The sequence below is a fragment of the Rhodococcus sp. IEGM1428 genome (genome assembly GCF_050321865.1).
GTDB lineage: Bacteria > Actinomycetota > Actinomycetes > Mycobacteriales > Mycobacteriaceae > Rhodococcoides.
In genome coordinates this window covers 1,639,549-1,666,533 of sequence record NZ_JBNQFW010000001.1, presented here as the reverse complement: position 1 = coordinate 1,666,533, position 26,985 = coordinate 1,639,549, and the positions used below count along the sequence as shown (strand labels likewise).

Genomic DNA, 26,985 nt, shown 5'->3' with positions numbered 1-26,985 from the left:
ACCGAACGCCGATGGTATTCGTAACGGTGCTCCTCGATGTGAAGAACACGCCAAACGTTATTCAGCTGTATTACCCAGATGAGAATCGACGATCGGCCCGATTACATCGGCCGCATCGGCATTTGTCATCTCGTTGTGGAAAACCTCGACGTCGTGGATGACGATATCCCCTGTCACGTACGGTCGCCATTCCTGCGGTGATCTGACAATTCCGTCGCTCGCACCCTTCGTTGCGGAAAAGAACAAAACATCTCCGTCGAAGACGTCCGGCACGAACTCGGCCATGATTCTGGTCGAATTCTCGAATCCTGCGTTGATTCTTCGCAGATGATCGGCGGTCACTCCGGTCGTCTGACCCAAGGATTCGTCGAGCAGTTCCACGCCTCGCTCGTAGGTCAACGGCTCGGCCGACGGTTGCGCCGTAAGGTCGAGACCCAGTCCACCGAGCAGATTCTCGACGCTCAACGCTCCGTCGATGTTGTCGTCGTCGTGGCCGTCGACGTAGCTGTCCAGCAACGCGAGAGTGCGAACTTCGCTGCCGGTGCTGCGCAATTCCACAGCGATCGCGTGAGCGAGCGAGCCACCCAGCGACCAACCGAGCAGGTGGTACGGACCGACCGGCTGGACAGTGCGGATCTCGTCGGCGTATCGGTGCGCGAGGTCACGAATCGAACCGAACGAAGTACCTTCCACGATGCTCGGCAGCTGCAGGCCGTACACGGGACGGTCGTCGGTCAATTTCGAGACGATACCGGCGTATCCCCACGAGAGCCCGATTCCCGGGTGGACGCAGAACAGCGGTGCCTTCGACCCGGTACCACGCAGCGGAATCATCACTCCGAACACCGAATCGAGATCGGCACCCGCGGCATCGGCGTCGGACGCAACTCGTGCGGCCAGCCCGGCCGGTGTTGGGTCGACGAACAACGCTTGCAGCGGCACTCGTACTCCGATGGCCCCTTCGATGGCCGGCACGATCTTCGTGGCCACCAGCGAGGTGCCGCCGAGCTCGAAGAAGTTGTCGTCCATGCCGACACGCTCGACTCCGAGAACCTGAGCAAAGGCGTCGGCGATGGCGGCCTCCACGTCGGTACTCGGTGCTCGGTACGGAGTTGTCGAGACCGTCAGCTCCGGTATCGGCAATGCTCGACGATCGAGCTTGCCCACCGGGGTGAGCGGAATGTCGTCGAGTTCGATGATCGCCGACGGAACCATGTGGCGTGGAAGCATTTTGGCTACTCGATCCCGCAGCGCCTCGGTGTCGACCGTCTCGCCGTCTGCCGCCAGGACATACGACACGAGCACCGTGTCCCCGGACGCCGCGGTGTGTCCTATGGTGGCGGCAAATCCGACCTGTTCGTGCTCGGTGAGGGCGGAGTCGATCTCACCGAGTTCGATTCGGAAGCCGCGCACCTTGACCTGGAAGTCGCTGCGTCCGACGAATTCGACAGCACCGGTACTCCCCCAGCGCACGACGTCGCCGGTGCGGTACATCCGCTCACCCGGAGTACCGAACGGGTCGGCTACGAACCGCTCGGCCGTCAGTCCGAATCGCCGTAGGTACCCACGTGCTGTGCCTGGGCCGGCAATGTACAGCTCGCCTGACACACCTGCCGGGACCGGTCGCAGGCGCGCGTCGAGCACCAGGAACCGGAATCCGGTCCCAGGGCTGCCGACGTCCACCGTGCCGCCGGGCACCAACGGCCCACCGACACTCGCTTGGATGGTGGTCTCGGTCGGACCGTAGCCGTTGAACATTTTGCGGCCAGGTGCCCATTTCGCCACCAGTTCCGGAGTACAGGCCTCGCCGCCGACCGCAAGGACGCGGACAGTGCCGAGGCGAGTCTCGTCGATCGAGGACAATGCCGCCGGTGTCAGGAATGCGTGCGTGACGTGTTCGGACTCGAGCAGATCGGCAAGTTCGCTGCCGCCGAACGTACCCGGCGGCACGATCACGACCGTGGCACCGACGCCGAATGCCATCGTCAGCTCGTACACCGACGCGTCGAAACTCGGCGAGGCGATGTGCGACACCCGCGAATCTCGGGTGGGTCGGAAACGCTCGATCACCTCGGCCTGCAGGTTGGCCATGCCTCGGTGTCGCACCGCGACGCCCTTCGGCCGACCCGTCGAACCCGACGTGTAGATCAAATATGCCGGGTGGTCGAGATGCAGGGTCGCCGTGCGCTCCGAGTCGGTGACGGCGTCCACGGGGTAACGAGACAGTTCCGAGGACGTCTCGGGATCGTCCAACACGAGCCACGGCACGGTGTCGGGTAGCGACTCCCTGCTGTCGATATCGGTCAATCCCATTGCAGCGCGGGAATCTTCGAGCATGTGCGCGATGCGGTCGGACGGGTAGTTGGGGTCGACCGGCAAGAAAGCTGCGCCGGTCTTGGCGACCGCCCACACCGACAGGACCGATTCGATCGACCGAGGCAGTGCCAGGGCGACGAACGTTTCCGGGCCGACGCCGTAGTCGATGAGCATCCGAGCAATTCGGTTGGACCAGCTGTCGAGGTCGGCGTAGGACAGGCTCACGCCTCGATAGGTGACGGCGACCGCGTACGGGTCGAGTGCCACCGACGCGGCGAGCATTTCCGGCCATGTCCGCAGCGCGACGTCCGCCGAACCGCGGGCCGGTGCCAACGCCTGCTTCTCGTCGGCACCGAGAATATCGATATCCCCCACCGCTGTGAGTCGGTCGTTCCCGACGGCGTCGAGTACGCGAACCAGACGCGCCGCGATGGCGTCGACGGTGGCTGCGTCGAACAGTGATGTGGCGTAGTCGAACGCTGCCTCGAAGCCGGCCGGTCGCCCGTCGTCCCCGAAATTCTCGGACACCAGGAGTTGCAGATCCTGCTTGGCCACGGGTACGTCGAAGTCGAAGCCCTCCACCCGCAGTTCGGGGAGCTCGAGTGACGCCTTCTCGTTGTTCTGGAACGACAGCGCCACCTGTGAAAGCGGAGCGTACGCCGTCGACCGGGTGGGATTGAGCACCTCGACGATGCGCTCGAACGGCATCTCGGTGTGATCGAAGGCATCGAGATCGTGTGCCTTCACCTGCGTGAGCAGATCCACGAACGAGGTGGAGTCCACGACCCGGCTGCGCAACACCAACGTGTTGACGAACATCCCGACGAGGTCGTCCAGTCCCGCGTCGCCGCGCCCTGCCACCGGGGTGGTGATCGCGATGTCGTCGGTACCGCTCAGTCGTGCCAACACCACGGCGAACGCGGCGTGCAGCACCATGAACATACTGACGTTCTGCTCGCGGGTCACCTCGACGAGTGCCCGGTGGATCTCGGCGTCGACGGTGAATCGCACCCGGCCACCCCGGAAATCCTGAGTGGTGGGTCGAGGGCGATCGGTGGGCAACGGCAGCAGATCCGGCAGTCCTGCGAGCGCTGTCGTCCAGTACTTCAGCTGGGCCGCAGCCACGCTCGACTCGTCCTTTTCGTCGCCGAGCAACGAACGCTGCCAAAGCGTGTAATCGGCGTACTGCACCGGTAGCGGCCGCCAATCCGGCGCGCGCCCTGCGCTGCGAGCCGAGTATGCGAGTACGACGTCGCGCGCCAGCGGTGCCATCGATGCGCCGTCGGCTGCGATGTGGTGCACCACCATGGCGAGAACGAAGACCTGGTCGTCCGCCGCCGAGCCGGTCGTGTCGAGCACCTGGAACAGCTCGACATGCACCGGGATCTCGGTGGTGACGTCGAACCCTCGACCCGCCAACAGGGCCACGCGATCGGTCAGTACCCCGGCATCGATCCGTTCGGGTTCGACCGTCGGTGCGACATCGCCGGCCGGGTGCACCAGCTGCACCGGGAACTGCGGTCCCTCGGGGAAGGTCGTGCGTAGCGACTCGTGGCGTTCGAGAACGTCGACGACCGCGGCGGCCAGTGCCGCAGTGTCGAGCTGCCCGGTCAGTTTGACGACCAACGGCACGTTGTATGCCGCCGACGAGGTGTCGAACCGGTTGATGAACCACATACGTTGCTGAGCGAGCGAGAGCGGAATGTGCTCGGGTCGCTGAACCGCGACGAGGGCCGGACGCTTGGTTCGGATGTCCGCAGTACCGACCGCGTTCGCCAGACCCGACACCGTCGGCGTCTCGAAGATCGTGCGAACGCCGATCGCAGTACCGAATTCGGCGTTGACGCGCGCGATCACCCGAGTTGCACTGAGCGAGTCGCCCCCCAGCTCGAAGAAGCTGTCGTCGGCACCGACTCGGTCGATGTCGAGGATCTCGGCGAACACCGCAGCGACGGTCAGCTCGGCAGGGGTGGTCGGCTCGCGGTACGACGTGGCCGCACCGAACTCCGGTATCGGCAGGGCAGCGCGATCGAGCTTGCCCACGGGGGTGAGCGGAATGGTCTCGAGCACGACGATGGCGCTCGGAACCATGTGAGACGGCAGCGCAGCGGCGAGATGATCGCGCAGCACAGCGGTGTCGAAGGTGTCGACAGCCTCCCCTGCCAGACGCACGTAGGCAACGAGCACCGTCGCCCCCGAAGGCCCCGGAGTGCCGAAGGTCGCCGCGAAGTCCACCGCAGGATGCGCGGAGAGCGCCGCGTCGATTTCGCCGAGTTCGATGCGGAATCCGCGAACCTTGACCTGGGAGTCGCTCCGACCGACGTACTCGATGGTCAGATCCGGTGACCACCGCACCACGTCTCCGGTGCGATACATCCTCGAACCGGGTGCACCGAACGGATCGGCGACGAATCGCTCTGCCGTCAGGCCCATTCGGTCGTGGTACCCGCGGGCCAGACCGACACCGGCAAGGTACAGCTCTCCTGCGACACCGACAGGAACCGGCTGCAGCCGTGAGTTCAGGACCACCTCGTGCACGCCGCGCACCGGCCCACCGATCGACACCGGCTCGCCGGCGACCATCGGCGCACTGATGTTGGACATGATCGTGGCCTCGGTCGGTCCGTACCCGTTGTACAGGTTGCGCCCGGGGGCCCACTTGCCGACCAACTCGGCCGGAACGGCCTCGCCGCCGACGACGACGTCAGCGAATGTTTCGAGACCTGTTGGGTCCACCGACGCGAGGGCAGACGGAGTGATGAATCCGTGAGTCACTGCCTCCGATGCCAACAACGACGCGAGTTCCTCGCCGCCGTACACCGTCGGTGGCACGATCACCATGGTTGCTCCGGCACCGAATGCGAGCAGATATTCGAGCACGGAGGCATCGAAGCTGGGCGACGAAACATGCAGTGTGCGCGAGTCTTTCGAGACGCCGTAGCGCTTGCGCTGCTCGGTCGCGAAGTTGTCGAGGCCGGAGTGGGTGACCATGACGCCCTTCGGAACGCCCGTCGAACCCGACGTGTAGATCGTGTACGCAGCACTGTCCAGAGTGACGCGACCGTGACGTTCGCTGTCGGCTATCGGCTCGTCACCGACGCCGTTCGGGCCGTCCGTGGCGAGATCGTCCAGAATGATCCACGGCACGGTCGAGGGTAGGTCGTCGAGATGGGCACGGGTGGTGACACCGAAACTCGCGCCCGAGTCCGCCAGCATGTGTTCGATGCGATCGGCCGGGTAGTTCGGGTCGACCGGAACGAATGCGGCACCGGACTTGGCGACAGCCCACACTGTCAGAACGGACTCGATGGATCGTGCGATACCGAGCGCGACGAACGTCTCGGTGTGCACGCCGTGGCTCAGCAGAATCCGAGCGAGCTTGTTCGACCGTCGGTCCAGCTCCCGGTACGTCAGCTCTCCGTCCACGCTGCGCAGCGCGATGGCGTCCGGATCGATGGCTGCGGCGTCGGAGAAGATCTCCGGCAACAAACGTGTGGAGCGGCCCTCGATTCCGAATACCGGTGCCAGGGAGCCGAATTCGGACTCATCGAGCAGGCTGAGTCGGGCCAGAGGCTGCTGTTCGTCTGCCAGCACTGCATCGAGCACCCGCTCGACTCGATCGACGATGGCGTCGACATCCTCGACGTCGAAGAGTTCGGGCAGGTACTTGGCCTTCAGGTTCAGGCGCTCGTCGACGGACGAGACCAGAGTCAGTGGGTAGTGCGCAGCGTCGGTTCCGAGAATGTCGGTCACCTGCATGCCGGCGAAATCCGTTGCCGCAGAGGCACCGGCGCGATCGACCGGGTACGACTCGAACACTGTCAGCGTGTCGAATGCGACCCCGGCACCTGCGGCACGCTGGATGTCGGTCAGTCCGAGGTAGTGGTGGTCCAGCAACGACGCCTGCTCGGACTGAACACGATCGACCAGAGCGCCCAGCGTCTCGCCGGGATCGAGCGTGACCCGAACGGGCAGCGTGTTGATGAACAGCCCGATCATGCCTTCGATGCCCGGGACCTCAGGCGGACGTCCCGAGACGGTGGCACCGAACACGACGTCGTCTCGACCGGTCAGCGTCGCGAGCACGACGCCCCACGCGGTCTGGACGAGCGTGTTGAGAGTCGACCCGCGGCGCGCCGCGAAATCGCGAAGGGCAGCGGTGGTCTCGATCGACAACGAGCGCTCGGACTCGCGCGAGACCGTGGACAGTTGCCGCCCTCGATCGCCGGTGACCAGCAGGGTCGGCTCCTCGACGCCTGCCATCGCACTGACCCACTGCGCGGTGGAGATCGAGACGTCGCGTTGCCGCATCCATGTCAGATAGTCCCGGTACGCGGGCACCCGCGGCAGCATCGAGTCGTCGGACTCGGTGACGTACAGCGTGATGAGTTCCTTGACGACCAGCGGCGTCGACCAACCGTCCAGCAGAATGTGGTGGTTGGTCAGCAGCAGTCGCCAATGATCGTCGGCGAGGGTGATGAGCGTGAATCGAAGCAGCGGCGCGGAGTCCATCTCGAACCGAACACCGCGATCGGCTTCGAGGACTGCTTCCAGTGCAGCCTCGACATCGGCTTCACCGCGCAGATCGATCTCTGCCCATGGAACCGTGACCGAATTCTGCACGATCTGCAGAGACTCGCCGGAGCTGTTGTGGACGAACGCTGCCCGCAGATTCGGATGACGTGAGACGAGCTTGTCGACTGCGGCGTGCATCCGCGCGGAATCGACGGTGCCGCGCAACTCGAGGCCGAGTTGCACCATGTAGGCGTCGACGCCCGCAGAGTCGCTGCCGACCTCGCCCGCGAGGCGCGCGTGGAAGAGCAGGCCAGCCTGCAGCGGCGACATCGACCACACGTCGTCCAGGTCCGGGAATCTGTTCTCCAGTACCTCGATGGACCTCTGATCGATGTCGACCAGCTCGAGATCGGACGGAGTGAGACCACCTGCACCGTCGGCCGAGGCGTGCTCGGTGATCGCGGTGAGTGCCTGCGTCCAGAGCTCGATCAACCGATCCACCTCGTCGGCACCGAGGATCCCGGCCGGGAACGCGAAGGTGGCGTCGAGCTGCGGGCCGTCGGGTGTCGACGTCGTGACGGCATTGATGTCCAACGCGGCCGGCACGGGCATGTCCGGGTTCTGCGCGTCGCCCAGTTCGGCGTCGGCCACGGGAATCCAGCCCACGTCTTCCATGCCCTCGGACGAACCGGTCGAGAACCGCCCGAGGTAATTGAAACTGACCTGCGGAGCGGCGTGATCGGACAGAGCTTCGGTTCCTGCGGGATCGAGGTACCGGAGCATGCCGTAGCCGATGCCGTGATCGGGGATCTCGAGCAGCTGCTCTTTGACGGCCTTGATCAGCGCGCCTGCGGAGTCTCCGCCGGACAACGCGTCGGCGATGTCGACGGAACCGAGGTCGAGTCGCACCGGGAAGATCGTGGTGAACCAGCCGACGGTTCGGCCGAGATCGGCTCCGGGAACCACGGCGTCTTCACGGCCATGGCCTTCGAGCGTGATCAGCGCACTGCGGACAGCGGCTCCCCGTTCGCGACGCCATGCCGTGAGCGCGAGAGCCAACCCGGCCAGCAGGCCGTCGTTGACGCTGCCCCGGAAGACATTCGGCACAGTCGTGAGCAGTCGCTCGGTGACCTCGACCGGCAGCGATGTGCGAATGCGCTGCACGGTGGCGTCGACATCGACGCTCTTGTCCAGTGGTCGCGAACCGATCGTCGGATCGTCGCCGCTGAGAATCCGCTGCCACAACCCGAGCTCGTCGGCGCGGCTCGCGGTGACCTCGGTCAATCCGGTGGACCAGCGCCGCATCGACGTGCCGATCGGTGCCAGCACAGGCTCGTCACCCGCGACGATCTGGCTCCATGCCGTGGCCAGATCCGGAACGAGGATGCGCCAGGACACGCCGTCGATGACGAGGTGATGTGCGACGACGAGAAGTCGACCGGATCCGTTCGGGCCCTGGAACCACACCATCTGGACCATGACCCCGTCGGCGGGGATCAGTCGATCCGCTGCGGCGTCGAGTTCGGTTGCGGCGCGGGAGGAGAACTCGGCACCGTCCACGGAATCGACCGAGACGGCATGGATGACCGACGCGGCGGACACGGTCCCGATCGGAGATACTTCCTCGTGCCACGTGCCGTCCGAGTCCTGGAACAGACGTGACCGCAGCATGTCGTGACGATCGAGCACGGCCTGGACCGTGCGCTCGAGCGTGGTGGTGTCGATACCGACCGGGAGCTGAAGCAGAGCGGTCTGGGTGTAGCGACCGAAGTCGGTGCTGCGATCCAACATCCACCGAACGACCGGTGTCAGGGGTAGTGGGCCGACTCCCCCGCCGTCGAGTTCCTCCAGTACGACGACGTCGCCTCCGAGAACGACCACCTCGGCCAGCGCGGCCACGGTCTTGCGCTCGAAGATGTCACGCGGAGCCAGCACCAGTCCGGCCGCCTTGGCGCGGGAGACCAGCTGAATCGACATGATGCTGTCGCCGCCGAGTGCGAAGAACGAATCGTCGACGCCGACGGTGTCGAGTCCGAGCACGTCCGCGAACAAGCCGGCGAGAATGGACTCGACTTCTGTTGCAGGCAAGCGACTTTCGGTGACATTGGCCGAGAAGTCCGGTGCCGGCAAGGCGCGTCGATCGAGCTTGCCGTTGGCGGTGAGGGGCAGCTCGTCCAGCACGATCAGCGCGGCAGGCACCATGTAGGACGTCAGCGTGGTGCCCACGAAATCGAGAACGGCGGAGTGATCGAGGGTGCAACCGGACTCGGCAACGACGTAGCCGATCAATCGGTCACCGAATCCATCGTCTCGTACCGAGACCACGGAGGCCGCGACACCGTCGAATGCGAGCAGAGCGCTTTCGATCTCACCGAGTTCGATGCGGAACCCGTGCAGCTGTACCTGCATGTCACTGCGGCCCAGGTATTCGAGCGCCCCGTCGCGGTTCCATCGCGCCGTGTCACCGGTGCGGTACATCCGGTGTCCGGCCGGACCGGAGGGGTCAGCCACGAAACGGGTTGCCGACAGGCCGGCCCGTCCGAGGTAGCCGCGCGAGAGCTGTGCCCCGGAGACGTACATTTCGCCGGTCACGCCAGGTGGCACAGGCTTCAGACGCGCGTCGAGAACGGCAACGTTCAGGGCCGGGATCGCCTGACCGATGACGCTGGCGGAGGCCGAGGCGGCGAACTCCTCGGTCAGGGCGAGGTGGCTCACGTGGACCGTCGTCTCGGTGATGCCGTACATGTTCACCAGGGTGGGCGCGGACTCGTCGTGTCGGGCATACCAACGGCCCAACTGTCCGAGATCGAGTGCCTCACCGCCGAAGATGACGTAACGCAGCGAGAGTTCTGCGAAGTCATCGGTAGCTCCCACGGCCGCGGTGGCAACCCTGTCGGCCTCAGCGAACTGATAGAACGCCGTCGGTGTCTGGTTGAGCACCGTGACCTTCTCGCGCACCAGCAACTCGCGGAACAGCTCCGGCGAGCGTGCCGTGTAGTAATCGACGACGACGAGGGCTCCGCCGTGCAGCAACGGGCCCCACAGTTCCCACACCGAGAAGTCGAACGCATACGAGTGGAACATCGTCCAGACATCGCGGCTGTCGAAATCGAACAGATCCGCTGTGTTCGCGAACAGTGTCGCCACATTGCGGTGCGCGATCTGGACGCCCTTGGGACGGCCGGTACTACCCGAGGTGTAGATGACGTACGCGATCGAATCTGCACCCGTCCTGCCCGAGCGGTCCGCATCCGTCAGCGGAGAGCCGGAGACGTCGTTCAACTCGGCGATCAGTTCCGGCGAATCGACGAGGAGAACGTCGAGGTCGGAGGCCGGAACCGCGGTGCTGTCGGCAACGGTGGAGATGACGCAGACAGGCGAGGCGTCCTCGAGCATGAACGCGAGTCGGTCCGCCGGGTAGGATACGTCGATCGGCAGATACCCGCCACCGGACTTGATCACGGCGAGCAGCGCCACGATCAGCTGCTCGTCACGTGGCATAGCGACCGCAACGAGCGATTCGGACGTCACGCCGCGCCCGACGAGAACCCGGGCCAGGCGGCTCGAACGGTCGTCCAGCTCGGCGTAGGTCATCGATCGATCGCCGAAGACCACGGCACGCGAATCCGGGAATCGTGCTGCAGCAGCGGCGAATCGGTCGGCCAAGGTCGAGTCGTCTGCCGCGAGGCCCGAGTGGTTCCACTCGTGCGTCATCGCATCGAGCTCCCCGGGGAGCAGCAGGTCGATGTCGCCTACGGCGCTGTCAGGATCGGCAGTGAGTGCGTCGAGGAGGGCGCCGAAGCGTGCGGAGAACTCCTGGACGGACGATTCCTCGAACAAATCGACCGCGTACGTGATCGCTGCGGTCATCCCGGACGGCGCACCGGTCTCGTCGAAGTTCTCCGCAACGGTCAGCTGTAGATCGAACTTCGCCACGTGTGCGTCGATGTCCACGGCTCGGACGGTCAGGTCCGGCAGCTCGAGCGTCGCCGAGGTGTTGTTCTGGAATTCGAGCAGAACCTGGAACAGCGGCGAGTGGTCGGTCGAACGCGTCGGGTCGAGTACGTCGACCAACCGCTCGAACGGGACGTCGGTGTTGTCGAACGCAGCCAGATCGGCTGTGCGCGTAGCGCGGAGCAGCTCGGTGAACGAGAGCTGCGGTGCCACGTCGGTGCGCAGAACGAGCGTACCCACGAACATGCCGACCAGATCGTCGAGTGCGGCGTCGCCGCGGCCTGCGATGGGGGTCCCGACAGCGATGTCCTCGGTGCCGCTCAGTCGCGCCATCAGGACCGACCATGCCGCATGTACGGCCATGAAGACGGTTGCCTCGTTGGCGCGTGCGACGTCGACTAGTGATGCATGGGTGTCGCGGTCGATCTCGAAACGAACACTGTTGCCGCGCAACGATTGACGGGCCGGGCGGGGATGATCCAACGGCAGCGGGAGAACCTCGGGCAGGTCCGCCAGGGCGGTTTTCCAGAAGTCCAGCTGTTGTGCGGCGAGTGACGACGGATCGGACTCGTCGCCGAGAACATCGCGCTGCCATATCGCGAAGTCGGCGTACTGAACCTCGAGCGGTACCCACATCGGAACTGTGGCTGCGGCACGGGCTCCGTAGGCCACCATCACGTCTCGCGCCAGCGGCGCCATGGACGCTCCGTCGGCGGCGATGTGATGCACGACGATCGAGAGCACGAACTCGTCCGGTGCCAACCGGTACAGAACCGCACGGAAGGGCAGCTCGGTCGAGACGTCGAATCCCTGTGCCGCAGCGGCCGACACGGCCGCCACGACCTCGCCGGCGTCGAGATCGACGACGTCGAGCTCCGTCGATGCCGTCCGGACGTCGAGAATCTTCTGCTCGGGTCGCTCCCCCTGCGTGGGGAACACCGTGCGCAGCGACTCGTGACGTTCCAGAACGTCGCCGACGGCCGCGCTCATCGCAGCGATATCGAGACGACCGGTCAGACGAACCGCGAGCGGGATGTTGTACGCCGCCGACGTCACGTCGAACTGGTTGATGAACCACATCCGTTGCTGAGCCAAGGACAACGGAATCGAACTCGGCCGCGGCTTCGCGACGAGTGCGGGGCGGCGAACCGTACCGAGCGGGTTGCTGTCCACGCGCTCGGCGAGCGACTCGACAGTGGGAGCCTCGAACAGGGCGCGCACACTGATCGCGGTGTCCAGGGCAGTGTTCACTCGTGCAGTGAGTCTGGTGGCGCTGAGGGAGTCGCCGCCCAGATCGAAGAAGCTCGAATCGATACCGACTGTCTCGATTCCCAGCACCTCGCCGAATATGTCGGCGATGATCCGCTCCGTCTCGGTACGGGGAGCACGTGAATCGCTTCCGAGATGGAGGTCGGGAGCAGGCAGTGCTTTTCGATCCAGCTTGCCGGCAGGGGTCAACGGAATCGACTCCAGCGCGACGAAGGCCGTCGGGATCATGTGCGTGGGAAGCGAACTCGACACATGGGTCCGCAAGGCGGTGGCGTCGATCTGCCGACCCGGTCGCGGGAGAACGTAGGCGACGAGAATCGTGTTTCCCGTCGGACCGTCGACCCCGACCGTAGTGGCGAATTCGACCGTCGGATCGTCGGTCAGAACAGCGTCGATCTCGCCCAGTTCGATGCGGAACCCGCGCACCTTGACCTGGAAGTCGCTGCGCCCGACGTACTCGAGTGTCCCGGATTCGGTCCAGCGCACGACATCTCCGGTGCGGTACATCCGCGCACCCGGCTCGGCGAAGGGATGTGCAACGAATCGGTCTGCTGTCAGACCGAATCGGGAATGGTAGCCCCGGGCAAGCGCGGGCCCGGCGAGATACAGCTCTCCCGCAACTCCGACCGGAACGGGATGCAGCCGTGTGTCGAGAACGACCTGGCTGAAACCGATTGTCGGCGAACCGATGTCGATAGAGGAATCGACACTCAGCGGATCGCTGATCGACGAGAAGATCGTCGCTTCGGTGGGTCCGTACGCATTGAACATCAGACGACCCGGTGCCCAGCGAGCCACCAGCTCGGGCGGGCAGACGTCTCCACCGGTGGCGACGACGCGCAGCTCGGTGAGGCCTTCGGGGTCGACCGATGCCAATGCTGCAGGCGTGACGAACGCGTGCGTCACGTTCTGCTCGGCGAGCAGTGCGGCCAGCTCGGTGCCGCCGTACACCGAGGTCGGTGCGATGACCATTGTCGCAGCGCCGGAGAAGACCATGACCAGTTCGAGGATGGAGGCATCGAAGCTCGGCGAAGCGAAAGCCAGAACTCGAGCATCGGGAGTCACCTCGAAACGGCTTCGCTCTTCCTCTGCCAGATTCGCAAGACCGCGATGGGTGACGGTGACGCCCTTGGGCACACCGGTCGAGCCCGACGTGTAGATCAAGTAGGCGACCTGATCGACGTGCATCGGACGCGCTCGGTCGTCGTCGCGCACCGGGGTGGTCGAGAGATCGGCAAGCTCGGCGCGTGTCTCGTCCTGATCGAGGACGGTCCACCGGGCCGAGCCGAGACCGTCGACCGCGGTGACATGCGTGCCGAGTGTGAGGCCGATGGAGGCACCCGAGTCGACCAACATGTGCTCGACGCGATCGCGGGGGTAGCTCGGATCGATGGGCAGGAATGCCGCGCCCGTCTTGGCGACCGCCCAGATACCGAGAACCGAATCGATGGAGCGTGGTAGAGCCAGTGCGACAACAGTTTCCGGTCCGGCACCGCGGGCGATCAGCGCGCGGGCAAGAGCGGAGGACCGCGCGTCCAGCTCGGCGTAGCCGAGGCTGCCGTCCCCGCTCCACAGAGCGAGACCGTCGGTGTTCGTTGCCGCTGCACCGGTGAAGATCTCGGGGAGCAGACGAACACCCGACGACGCCGGCCCGTGAACCGGGGCCAGTCGACCCAGTTCGTCCTCGGACAGCAGTGACAGCGATCCGACGCGCCGATCGGTATCGGTGGCAATGGCCTCCAGTACCCGGACGATCCTGTCGATCGTCGCGCGAACGACGCTGTCCTCGAACAGTTCTGGCAGATACTTGGCTTCGATGTGCAGGCGGTCGTCGACCATGGCGACCAGAGTCAGTGGATACTGCGCGGTGTCGCTGCCGTCGTGGACGTCGTGGACATGCATGCCGGCGAGGTCGGTCTCGGCCGACAGTCCTGCGCGGTCCATCGGGTAGGACTCGAACACCGTCAGGGTGTCGAAGGCGACGGCCGGTCCCACGGCGCGCTGGATGTCGGTGAGTCCGAGGTAGTGGTGATCGAGCAGAGCAGCCTGCTCGGCCTGCACCCGATCGAGGTATTCACCGAGTGTCTCGGATGGATCGAGCACGATCCTGACCGGCAGGGTGTTGATGAACAAGCCGACCATCGACTCGATATCGGACACCTCAGGCGGTCGTCCGGACACGGTCGCACCGAACACCACGTCGGAGCGTCCGGTCAAGGTACCGAGGACCATGGCCCACGACGCCTGCACCATGGAGTTCATCGTCACGCCGCGTGCTCGGGCGACGGCCCGCAGTCGGTCGGTCTGTGCGGTGTCCAACGAGATCAGCGCACGGCCGGCCAACGTCGACTCCTGGCGCCGACTTTCGACCGGAGTCAACAGAGTGGGTTCGGACAGTCCTGCGAGCGCGTCGGTCCACGCCGCAGTCGCCGACGAACGGTCACGTTTTGCGAGCCACGACAGGTAGTCGCGGTAGGCGGGGACGCGTGGGAGCACGGTCTCGTCGCCGTCGACCACGTACAGAGTCAAGAGGTCCTTGAGCAGCAGCGGCGTCGACCAACCGTCGAGCAGAATGTGATGGTTGGTCATCACCAGACGCCACTCACCCGGCGCCACCGTGATCAGCATGAAGCGCAGCAGCGGAGCCTGAGCCATGTTGAATCGGGTGGCGCGGTCCTCGTGTTCGATGCGTTCGAGCTCGGCGGCCCGATCGTCGACGTCCAGACCGGTAAGGTCGATCGACGACCACGGTGCGTCCACCTCGTGATGAACGATCTGGATCGACTCGCCGTCGGTGTTGTGCACGAAGGCGGTACGTAGGTTGGCGTGCCTACGCAGCAGCGCCTGAGCAGACCGTCGGAACCGCGCTTCGTCGAGGTGTCCGCGCAGTTCCAACACGAGTTGAACGATGTAGGCATCGACGGACTGATCCGACAGCTCGGCGTGGAACAGCAGACCGGCCTGCAGAGGCGTCATCGACCAGATGTCGTCCAGTGTCGGATAGACGCGTTCGAGATCGTCGATGGAGTTCTGGTCGAGCCGAACCAGCTCGAGATCGGACGGAGTGAAACCGCCGGCTCCGGGCCGCTGCGCAAGCAGAGTCAGCGCGGTGAGTGCCTGTCGCCACAGCTCGACCAGCTCTGCGACCTCGGCCGCATCGACAACCCCTGTCGGGAACGCGAACGAGGCTTCCAGCCGTGGGCCGGTCGGTGTCGCCGTGGTAACGGCGTTGATGTCGAGCACAGCGGCGACGGGTAGGTCCTCGTCCTGCGAATCACCGACACCGGAATCGTCCACCGGCAACCAGCCGTGCCCGCGAAGCTCGTCCGGAATGTCGGTGCTGTAGCGCCCGAGGTAGTTGAAACTGATCTGGGGAGCCGGGAAGTCGCGAAGCGCAGCGGCACCCGTCTCGTCCAGGTATCGCAGCATGCCGTAGCCGATGCCGTGATCCGGAACGGCCAGCAATTGCTCCTTGACCGACTTGATCAGGCGCGCTGCATCGGCGCCGCCCGCAAGAGCGTCGTCCAGATCGATACCGTCGAGGGTCAATCTGAGCGGGTAGATCGTGGTGAACCAACCGATGGTGCGGCCGAGATCGGCGCCGGGCACGACGTGGTCCTCACGGCCGTGGCCCTCGAGGGAGATGAGCGCGTCGTCGACGACCACGCCGCGACCTCGTCGCCAGACGGCGGTGGCAAGGGCCAGAGCTGCGAGAAGACCGTCGTTGACGCTGCCGTGGAACGCGTCGGGCAGTGCGGTGAGCAGTCCCTCGGTGACGTCGGTCGACAGAGTCGTCTCGATCTTGTCCACGGTCCGGTACACGTCGATCTCGCGATCGAGTGCACGGGATCCGATGAGCGGATCGGGTTGCGCCACAACAGATCGCCAGAGCTCCAGCTCGTCGGCACGGGTCGCAGTGACCTCACGCAAGCCGTGAGACCAACGGCGCATCGAGGTGCCTACCGGAGCCAGTTCCGGTGTGTTTCCGCCGATGATCTGGGCCCATGCCGACGCGAGATCCGGAACAAGAATCCGCCAGGACACACCATCGATCACCAGGTGATGGGCGACAACGAGCAGACGGCTCCCCTCGGTGCCTGCGTCGAACCACACCATCTGGATCATGACGCCGGAATCAGGTGCCAAGCGGGCCACCGCTGCCGCGGCCTCGGTTCTGGCCTGCTCCGAGAACTCCGCTCCGTGAACGGTTGTCGACGAGACTCGGTGGACAACCGACTGCGCCGACACCGATCCGACGGGAAGAACCTCCATTGCGGGGTGCTCACCGCGATGCAGTACACCGCGAAGCATGTCGTGGTGGTCGAGAACCGACTGGACAGTGGCTTCGAGAACGTCGAGTTCGATGTCCGCCGGAAGCGTCAGGACAGCGGTCTGGGTGTGCTTGTCGAGCACTGTCGTGCGATCGAGCATCCACGCCACGATCGGGGTCAGCGGTACGTCTCCGACACCGCCGCCCGGCAGTTCCTCGAGCACGAGCGCAGCGGTTCCGTCACCGGCTGCGACCACCTCGGCCAGCGCGGCAACTGTCTTGTGCTCGAACACGTCTCGCGGCGAGAGGGCGAGGCCGGCCGCCTTGGCGCGCGAGACCAACTGAATGGACATGATGCTGTCGCCGCCGAGCGCGAAGAACGAATCGTCGACGCCGACGCGGTCGAGCCGCAGGACCTCGGCGAACAATCCGGCCAGCGTCTTCTCGACCGCATTGTCGGCATCGCGGCCGCCCGTGGTGACCTGGGCGGACCAGTCCGGTTCGGGTAGTGCGTTTCGGTCGAGTTTGCCTGCCGGAGTCAACGGAATCGACTCGAGCATCACCAACGCCGACGGCACCATATGCGCCGGCAACACCGACCCCACATGCTCCCGCAACGACGCCGCATCGAGAACCGTCCCCGCCACCGGCAACACATACGACACCAACACCGTCGCCCCGGCCGCACTCTCACGCCCCACCGTGACCACAAAATCGACACCCGGCACAGCCGCCAACACCGAATCGACCTCACCCAACTCGATCCGGAAACCACGCACCTTCACCTGAAAATCGCTACGCCCCACATACTCCAACGCACCCGACGCATTCCACCGCACCACATCACCGGTGCGATACATCCGCGAACCCGCACCACCGAACGGATTGGCCACGAACCGCTCCGCCGTCAAACCCAACCGAGCGTGATACCCACGAGCCAACGCCGGACCCGCCAGATACAACTCACCCACCACACCCACCGGCACCGGATTCAACCGCGCATCCAACACCACCTCCGCGAAACCGATAGTCGGAGAACCGATATCGACCGACTCCCCCACCACCAACGCCGACGAAATCGACGAGAAAATCGTCGCCTCCGTCGGACCGTACGCATTGAACATCCGCCGACCCGGCGCCCACCGCGCCACCAACTCCGGCGCACACACATCACCACCGGTGACCACAACCTGAACCGAATCCAACCCCACCGGATCCACCGACGCCAACGCCGCAGGAGTCACGAACGCATGCGAGACCCGCTCCTCGGCGAGCAACGACGCCAACTCCACCCCACCGAACACCAACGGCGGAGCAATCACCATCGTCGCCCCACCCGAAAACGCCAACACGAACTCGAGAATCGACGCATCGAAACTCGGCGACGCAAACGCCAACACCCGAGACGAGGGACCCACACCGAACCGAACCCGCTCCTCCGCAGCCAAGTTCCCCACACCACGATGAGTGACCACCACACCCTTGGGCACACCAGTGGACCCCGACGTATAAATCAGATACGCCGCATCATCGAGACGCAACACCCCCGAACGCTCGGCATCCAACACCGGAGCAGCCGACCGAAACGCCAGATCCGCCACCACATCCGGATCATCGAGCACCACCCACGACACCCCACCCACACCCGACACCGCACCCACATGAGCACCCAACGTCACACCCACCACAGCACCCGAATCGACCAACATGTGCTCGATCCGATCCACCGGATAATTCGGATCCACCGGCAAGAACGCACCACCGGCCTTCGCCACCGCCCACACCGCCACCACAGACTCCACCGACCGCGACAACGCCAACGCCACGAACGACCCCGGACCCACACCACACGACATCAACATCCGCGCCAACCGCGACGACGCCGCATCCAACTCACCATACGAAAGCACCCGCGAACCCGACACCACCGCAACACCACCGACACCAGCCACACCCACCGCACCAGCCAACAACTCCGGCAACACCACACCCACCACAGACCGCGGACCACGAACCGGAGCCAGGGAGGCGTATTCGTCGTTCGACAGAATGTCGATGTCCCCGATTCGGACGGACGGGTCCGTCGTCACGACATCGAGGATTCGCGCGAGGCGGTCGGCGAGGACTCGGACCGTGTCGGCATCGAACAGTTCTGTGGCGTAACGGAAACCGGCTTCGATGCCGACCGGTGCCCCGAATTTGTCGAATTCTTCCGAGACCGTCAACTGCAGGTCGAAATTGGAGATGTGATTGGGCAGTTCGATGCCCTCGATCGACAGACCGGGCAACGTCACCGTCGGTCGGTCGGTGTGCTGGAACTCGAGCATCACCTGGAACAACGGCGCATGGGCGGTCGATCTCGCGGGATCGACCGCATCGACCACGCGCTCGAACGGGATGTCCGAGTGTGTGAACGCCGCAAGGTCGGTGGCACGCACGTCCGAGAGGAGATCCTCGAAACGAGTGGAGCCCGGCACCTGGGTGCGTAGCACGAGCGTATTGACGAACATGCCGACGAGCTCGTCGAGCGCAGCATCCCCTCGACCCGAGATCGGCGTTCCCACCGAGATGTCCTCGGTGCCGGACAGTCGGGCGAGAAGGACGGCCAATGCGGCGTGCACGATCATGAACGAGCTCGAATTGTGCTCGGCAGCAACAGTTGCGAGCCGCGCATGGATGGCAGCGTCGATCTCGAACGAGACCGACTCGCCGCGCAGAGACGCCACCGCCGGGCGGGGGCGATCGGTTGGCAGCGGCAGAACCTCGGGGCTGCCGGACAGTGTGTCGACCCAGTAGGTCGATTGCTGTGCCATCAGCGACTCGGGATCGGACTCCGTGCCGAGGTATCGACGCTGCCACAGTGCGTAATCGGCGTACTGGACCGGCAACGGTTCCTGGCTCGGCGCATGCCCTGCGGCACGGGCGCTGTACGCCACCATCAGATCGCGGGCCAGCGGGGCGCTGGAGAAGCCGTCGGAGGAGATGTGGTGCACCACCATGACGAGTACGTGCTCGTTCTCGCGCTCCCGGATCAATCTGACGCGCAACGGAACGTCCGCCACCACGTCGAAGCCCGAGCCGGCGACATCGCCGATCAGTTCGTGCACATGCCGGTCGTCGTCCGCAGTGATCGGAGTCAGATCCGGCAGTGCCGACGCCACATCGAGAATCGATTGCACAGGGCCGTCGTCGGACAGCGGGAACATCGTGCGAAGAGACTCGTGCCGCGTCAGCACATCGCCGATGGCCGATCGCATCGCGTCGACGTCGAGGGCACCGCTCAGTCGCATGGCGAACGCGACGTTGTAGGCAGCCGACTCGGTGTCGTACTGATTGATGAACCACATTCGTTGCTGCGCCAGCGACAGCGGCACTACGTCGGGCCGCTCCTGCGGAATCAGTCGTGGAGCCGCGTCGGCGTCGTGTTCGCGGATGTCGATGCCTGCGGACAATGCGCGCACGGTGGGCGCGTCGAACAGATCCCGGATACCGATATTGCTTCCGAGTGCGGCATTGACCCGCGCTACCAATCGCATCGCGATCAGCGAGTTGCCACCGATCTCGAAGAAGCTCGACGTGACGCCCACCTGGGAAATGCCGAGCAGGTCAGCGAAAATGCCGGCCACGATTTCTTCGACGGGGTTCTCGGGACCGACGAATTCCGCAGCGGCGACGGTGAACTCGGGTGCAGGCAACGCCTTTCGATCGAGCTTTCCGCTGGCGTTGACCGGCAGCGAATCGAGCACCACCACGTGCGAGGGCACCATGTAGGCCGGAAGCCGCCGCGCGGCCTCGGCCGTCAGATCGGTGGGGTAGACGGCAACACCGTGTGCGCCCACGACGTACGCAACCAGCGTCTCACCGGTGTTGGGGTCCTTGTGTACCAATGCGATCGCTTGGGCGACCGACTCGGACCGCAGCAGGACGGCTTCGATCTCGGGCAGTTCGATGCGCAGGCCGCGCAACTTGACCTGAAAATCGGTACGGCCGATGTACTCGAGCTCACCGTCGGCGCGCCAGCGGACCAGATCGCCTGTGCGGTAGAGCCGCTCACCCGGTTCCCCGAACGGGTCGGCGACGAAGCGATCTGCCGTCAGATCGCCGCGGCCTACATAACCGCGTGCGAGTTGGACACCCGCGAGATACAGCTCGCCGGGTGCGCCGATCGGTGCCAGCCGCAAAGACGCGTCGAGCACGTACAACCGGGTGTTCCACACCGGTGCGCCGATGGGGATGGAGACCGGATCCCGTCCGGTCACGTGGTAGTAGCTGACGTCGACTGCGGCTTCGGTCGGACCGTAGAGATTGTGCAACTCCGCAAGGGAGAACTGAGCGAACTGTGCCGCGGTGGCAGGCGGAAGTGCCTCGCCACTGCAGAAGACGAGCCGCAGCGATGTGCACTCTGCAGCCCGGGCGCCGGCCGCGAACACAGCGAGCATCGACGGTACGAAGTGCACGGTGGTGATGTGTTCGTCGGCGATGATGCGGGACAGGTACGCGGGGTCGCGGTGTCCGTCGGGTTCTGCCACCACGAGTTTGGCGCCCACCTGAAGTGGCCAGAAGAATTCCCACACCGAGACGTCGAAGGTGGCGGGCGTCTTCTGCAGAACGGTGTCGGCGGGCTCGAGGCGATACTCGTGCTGCATCCACAGCAGGCGATTCACTATGGCGGAGTGCGTGACTGCCACGCCCTTGGGCCGGCCGGTGGAACCGGAGGTGTAGATCACGTAGGCGGTGTTCGAGCCACCCAGGCTGCCCAGTCGATCGACATCGGTGACCGACGAGTGATCGCGATCGGAGACGTCCAACAGATCGACGGCGAGAACGGGAGTTGCCACCGGAATGTTGATCCAGTCGCGGCTCGTGGTGAGAATGCACACCGGTTGAGCACTCGACAGCACGTAGGACGACCGCTCGACCGGATGGTCCGGGTCGATCGGCACATACGCACCACCGGCCTTGACGATGGCGTACATGCCCACGAGCAGGTCGATCGATCGTCGCATTGCCAGGCCGACGTGGGATTCCGGAGCCACGCCGAGCGAGATGAGGTGCCGAGCGAGCTGATTGGCACGCTCGTCCAGTTCGAGATACGTGATGTGCTCGTCCTCGAACACCAGCGCGGTCGAGTACGGACTGCGGAGCACCTGCCGGTCGAACATACTGCTCAGCGTGACGCCGATGTCTCCGGCCGGGATCTGCTGGTGGACCGAAGACGATTCGATCAGTCGTGCGGTGTCGTTCCACTCGAACAGAACGAGTTCCCGTTCGGCCGCGGAGAGGATGTCGATGTCGCCGGTTCGGACGTCGGTCGACGTGCCGATGGTGGAGACGATTCGCAGGAAGCGGTCGACGAATCGGTCGATGGTATCGGGATCGAACAGATCTGTGGCGTAGGTGAAGGCGGCCGACAACGCACCGGACTCGTCGGCGGGGTTCTGATCGACCCGTAGTTGCAGATCGAACTTCGCTGTGTCGGTGCTGATTTCCTCGAACTCGACGGTGAGATCGGGCAGTTCCAGCGTGGCCGCGGCGTTGTTCTGGAATTCGAGGAGAACCTGGAACAGCGGCGAATGATCGGTCGATCTCGCCGGATCGAGCACATCGACGAGTCGCTCGAACGGAATGTCGGTGTTGTCGAACGCCGCGAGATCGGATCGTCGGGTACCGGCCAACAACTCGCCGAAAGTCGCGTGCGGCTCGACCTGTGTACGCAGCACGAGCGTGCCGACGAACATACCGACCAGATCGTCGAGGGCTGCGTCCCCTCGACCGGCGATCGGGGTTCCGATAGCGATGTCGCGGGTGCCGCTCAACCGGGCGAGCAGCAAAGCAAGCGCGGAGTGGACCACCATGAACAGCGTCGACTCGTGTTCGGCCGCAACCGAAGACAATCGAGCGGCGACATCGGCCGGAATGGTGAACGGGGTGACGCTGCCACGCATCGACTGCCGAATGGGCCGTGGTCGATCGAGCGGCATCGGCAACACGTCGGGTAGATCTGCCAGTGCCGACTGCCAGAAGTCGATCTGCCGCGATGCCACGGATGTGGGGTCGTTCTCGTTGCCGAGGACGGCATGTTGCCACAAGGCGAAGTCCGCGTACTGCACGGCCAGGGGATCCCACATCGGAGCCGATCCCGCAGACCGGGCACCGTAGGCGACCATGACGTCGCGCGCCAGCGGTGCCATCGAGGCACCGTCGGCAGCAATGTGGTGTACCACGATGGCGAGCACAAAACTTTCCGTGCCGGTCCGATACAGCACGGCCCGGAACGGAAGATCGACCGTGACGTCGAATCCTGTTGTCGCAGAGGTGCGGACGAGCGCATCTACAGATGCGCCGTCGACCTCGACGAAGTCGAGTGGGAGGTTGGGTCCGGTGACGTCCTCGACCGGGGTGATGACCTGGTTCGGCAGATCTCCCACGGTGGGAAACACCGTCCGGAGAGATTCGTGGCGCGACAGCACGTCGCCGATAGCCGCGGACATCGCGGTGACGTCCAGGCGACCCGTCAAACGGACGGTGAGTGGAATGTTGTACGCGGGCGACGCCACATCGAACTGGTTGATGAACCACATTCGCTGCTGAGCGAGAGAGAGCGGAACGGACTCGGGTCGTTCGACAGCCACGAGTGCCGGGCGGCGGTGCAACGAGGCACCCTTTGCCTCCGCACGTTCTGCCAGTGTGCGCACCGTCGATGCCTCGAACAGGTCGAGAACCTTCAGATCGGTTCCGAGGGCAGAATTGGCTCGCGCGATCAATCGCGTTGCCACCAGCGAGTTTCCGCCGAGATCGAAGAAGCTGTCGGTCACACCGACCCGATCGACCTCGAGAACGTCGCAGAAGACAGCGGCCACAGCGGCTTCGTACTCCGTCTGCGCGGCCTCGAACGCACCGTGCGATCCGAGTTCCGGTTCGGGTAGTGCGTTTCGGTCGAGTTTGCCTGCCGGAGTCAACGGAATCGACTCGAGCATCACCAACGCCGACGGCACCATATGCGCCGGCAACACCGACCCCACATGCTCCCGCAACGACGCCGCATCGAGAACCGTCCCCGCCACCGGCAACACATACGACACCAACACCGTCGCCCCGGCCGCACTCTCACGCCCCACCGTGACCACAAAATCGACACCCGGCACAGCCGCCAACACCGAATCGACCTCACCCAACTCGATCCGGAAACCACGCACCTTCACCTGAAAATCGCTACGCCCCACATACTCCAACGCACCCGACGCATTCCACCGCACCACATCACCGGTGCGATACATCCGCGAACCCGCACCACCGAACGGATTGGCCACGAACCGCTCCGCCGTCAAACCCAACCGAGCGTGATACCCACGAGCCAACGCCGGACCCGCCAGATACAACTCACCCACCACACCCACCGGCACCGGATTCAACCGCGCATCCAACACCACCTCCGCGAAACCGATAGTCGGAGAACCGATATCGACCGACTCCCCCACCACCAACGCCGACGAAATCGACGAGAAAATCGTCGCCTCCGTCGGACCGTACGCATTGAACATCCGCCGACCCGGCGCCCACCGCGCCACCAACTCCGGCGCACACACATCACCACCGGTGACCACAACCTGAACCGAATCCAACCCCACCGGATCCACCGACGCCAACGCCGCAGGAGTCACGAACGCATGCGAGACCCGCTCCTCGGCGAGCAACGACGCCAACTCCACCCCACCGAACACCAACGGCGGAGCAATCACCATCGTCGCCCCACCCGAAAACGCCAACACGAACTCGAGAATCGACGCATCGAAACTCGGCGACGCAAACGCCAACACCCGAGACGAGGGACCCACACCGAACCGAACCCGCTCCTCCGCAGCCAAGTTCCCCACACCACGATGAGTGACCACCACACCCTTGGGCACACCAGTGGACCCCGACGTATAAATCAGATACGCCGCATCATCGAGACGCAACACCCCCGAACGCTCGGCATCCAACACCGGAGCAGCCGACCGAAACGCCAGATCCGCCACCACATCCGGATCATCGAGCACCACCCACGACACCCCACCCACACCCGACACCGCACCCACATGAGCACCCAACGTCACACCCACCACAGCACCCGAATCGACCAACATGTGCTCGATCCGATCCACCGGATAATTCGGATCCACCGGCAAGAACGCACCACCGGCCTTCGCCACCGCCCACACCGCCACCACAGACTCCACCGACCGCGACAACGCCAACGCCACGAACGACCCCGGACCCACACCACACGACATCAACATCCGCGCCAACCGCGACGACGCCGCATCCAACTCACCATACGAAAGCACCCGCGAACCCGACACCACCGCAACACCACCGACACCAGCCACACCCACCGCACCAGCCAACAACTCCGGCAACACCACACCCACCACAGACCGCGGACCACGAACCGGAGCCAGTCGAGCACGCTCGGCCGCGGACAGCATGTCCACGTCACCGATCAGCAGCTCGGGTGCATCCGTGAGCGCATCGAGAATTCGGACCACTCGGCGGCCGAATTGCGACATGCTCGCGGCGTCGAACAGTTCTGTGGCGTAATCGAAAACGACACCGACCGAATCGGACTCGTTCACGGTGACGACCAGATCCATGTCGATTCCGTCGTGCGGCAGAACTGCGGGACCGAATCGAAGCGCAACCTGAGCCAGCGGGCTGTGCGAGCCGGACCGAGACAGACCGAGCGCGCCGACGACGTCGTCGAACGCCACGTCACCGTGTGCGAGTGCAGCGTCGAAATCGACCTGGGTCGCAGCGACGAAGTCGCCGAAAGGCTGCCGTCCGTTCGGGTTGGTTCGCAGAACGACGGTTTCGCCGCTGTCGACGGGCACGGCGATCGAGACGTCGTCGGTGCTGGCAAGGCGTGAAAGAAGCACGGCGAGAACGGATTCGAACACCACGAACGGCGTTGTCGCCCGGTCGGCGGCCAGTTGTTCGACTGCTGCCCAGGAGGTGGATCCGAGGGTGATCTCGTGCGATGCGCGAACATGGCCGATACGTGAAGGACGGACGCGATCGCTGGGGATGCCGATCAGGTCCGGAGAATCGGAGAGTCGATCCGTCCAGTAGGCGAGCTGAGCGGCGGCGCGTCGGCGTCGACGGCCTTCCTTGGCGCTGTCCGGATGTACTTCGGCGACAACGACATCGGGGGCGGCCGCGATGAATGCTTCGGCCATATCCACGAAACTCGAGTGGTGCGCCGTGAGGTCGTCGTCGTCGTACCGGTTCGGGTTGGCCCTGAAGTCGACGAATGTTCTTGCAGGTGAACCACTCTGGTACACGTTGACCAGAAGGTCCTCCACCGGCCCAGACGTGACGATGTTGAACTCGCCGACAATGGAACCGAGGTTGATCTGCTGGTGGAACAGCATCATGTTGACCATCGGCCCGGTGAGCTGCTTGTCGCTGCCCGAGGCCGCCAGCTCGCGCCGGATGTCCTCGATGCTGAACCGCTGGTGCCGAAGCGCGCCCATCAACTCGAGCTGGACCTGCTGGACCAGTTCACCGACGGTGGCGTCCTCTCGGACGTGCATCGGAATCGGTGCGACGTTGACCAGCATTCCGCCGGATCGGCGGAGCAACGCCGTGGTTCGGGCGGACACCGGAATGTTGACCAGTACGTCGTCTCGTCCGGTCATTCGCGAGAGGTAACAGCCGAACGCGGCGATGAACACCGCGGCCGAGGTTCCGCCCTTGGTGGAATCGGACTCTTCGAGAGCGGTGACGACGTCGGCGGGCAGAGCGATGCTGCGCAACTTGCTCGCGGCAATCGTGCGGCCGTCCGTGTTCGACAGAGTTGCTCCGTCGTGAATGTCGGCGGCGCGGGCGACCCAATATTCCTTGTCGGACTCGAAGCGTGTCGACGTCCGGTACTCCTGATCGAGCTCGTACAGACGGCGCAACTCGGCCGCCTTGTTGGGCTCGGGTTCGGAGTGCTCGACGGCGGCTGTGTACAGCGCTGCGGTGCGGTTGACGAGCGTCATGGCACCGTAGCCGTCCAGGGCCACGTGGTGGATCTTGCTGTACCAGAGGTTGCGCTCGTCCTCGACCTGAATGATCCAGCTCTCGACCAGCGGATCGTTCTCCATGTCGACCGGCTGCACGTAGTTGTGGTCGATCCACTGCAGCGCCGAGGACATCGGATCGTCCTCGCCGCGAAGATCCAGATAGTGCACGGATTGGTCGATCGAATGATCGACCAGCTGAACGGCCTCTCCGTCGATCTCGGCCAGACGGAGGTAGGCGGACTGGAACTCGTGTCCGGCCTGAGCCGATGCTTCCTGCAGCACTGCTATGTCGAGGTTGCCTCGCAGGTCGACGTACTGGGCGATGCAGACTGCAACGTCAGGGGCCAGCTGCTGAGCGAACCACATTCCCCGCTGGGCGGAGGAGAGTGGGAAGCCGTTTTCGAAACCGGTGCCGGTCGGGGGCGTCTGAGACCCACCGGTCGTTGTTGCGCGCATTCACTTGCCCTTCGGCGGCACGGTCGCGGTGGCGAAATCCGACGCCGAATTCATCGGCTCGGACGTTTCGGTCCGGTTCGGGGTGTCGAGCCGCGGCGGCTTGTGCGCGCGATTGAGCAATTCTGGCTTCCGTTCTGGTCTGCGTTCGTGTCGGTTCAC

General features: G+C 64.7%; 2 protein-coding genes. Both read right to left on the bottom strand.

Annotated features, from left to right (window positions below; genetic code table 11):
* Positions 1–57: 57 nt before the first annotated feature.
* Entirely contained in the window at positions 58–26,826 is a 26,769-nt protein-coding gene (locus ACQR3T_RS07650) for a non-ribosomal peptide synthase/polyketide synthase (protein ID WP_428692907.1), read from the bottom strand.
* Positions 26,827–26,985, bottom strand: a complete 159-nt coding sequence (locus tag ACQR3T_RS07645; RefSeq protein WP_428692906.1) for a hypothetical protein — start codon at positions 26,983–26,985, stop codon at positions 26,827–26,829.

Coding starts and splice junctions, on each gene's coding strand:
- ACQR3T_RS07650 (WP_428692907.1), bottom strand. CDS start 26,826: ATGCGCGCAACAACGACCGGTGGGTCTCAGACGCCCCCGACCGGCACC.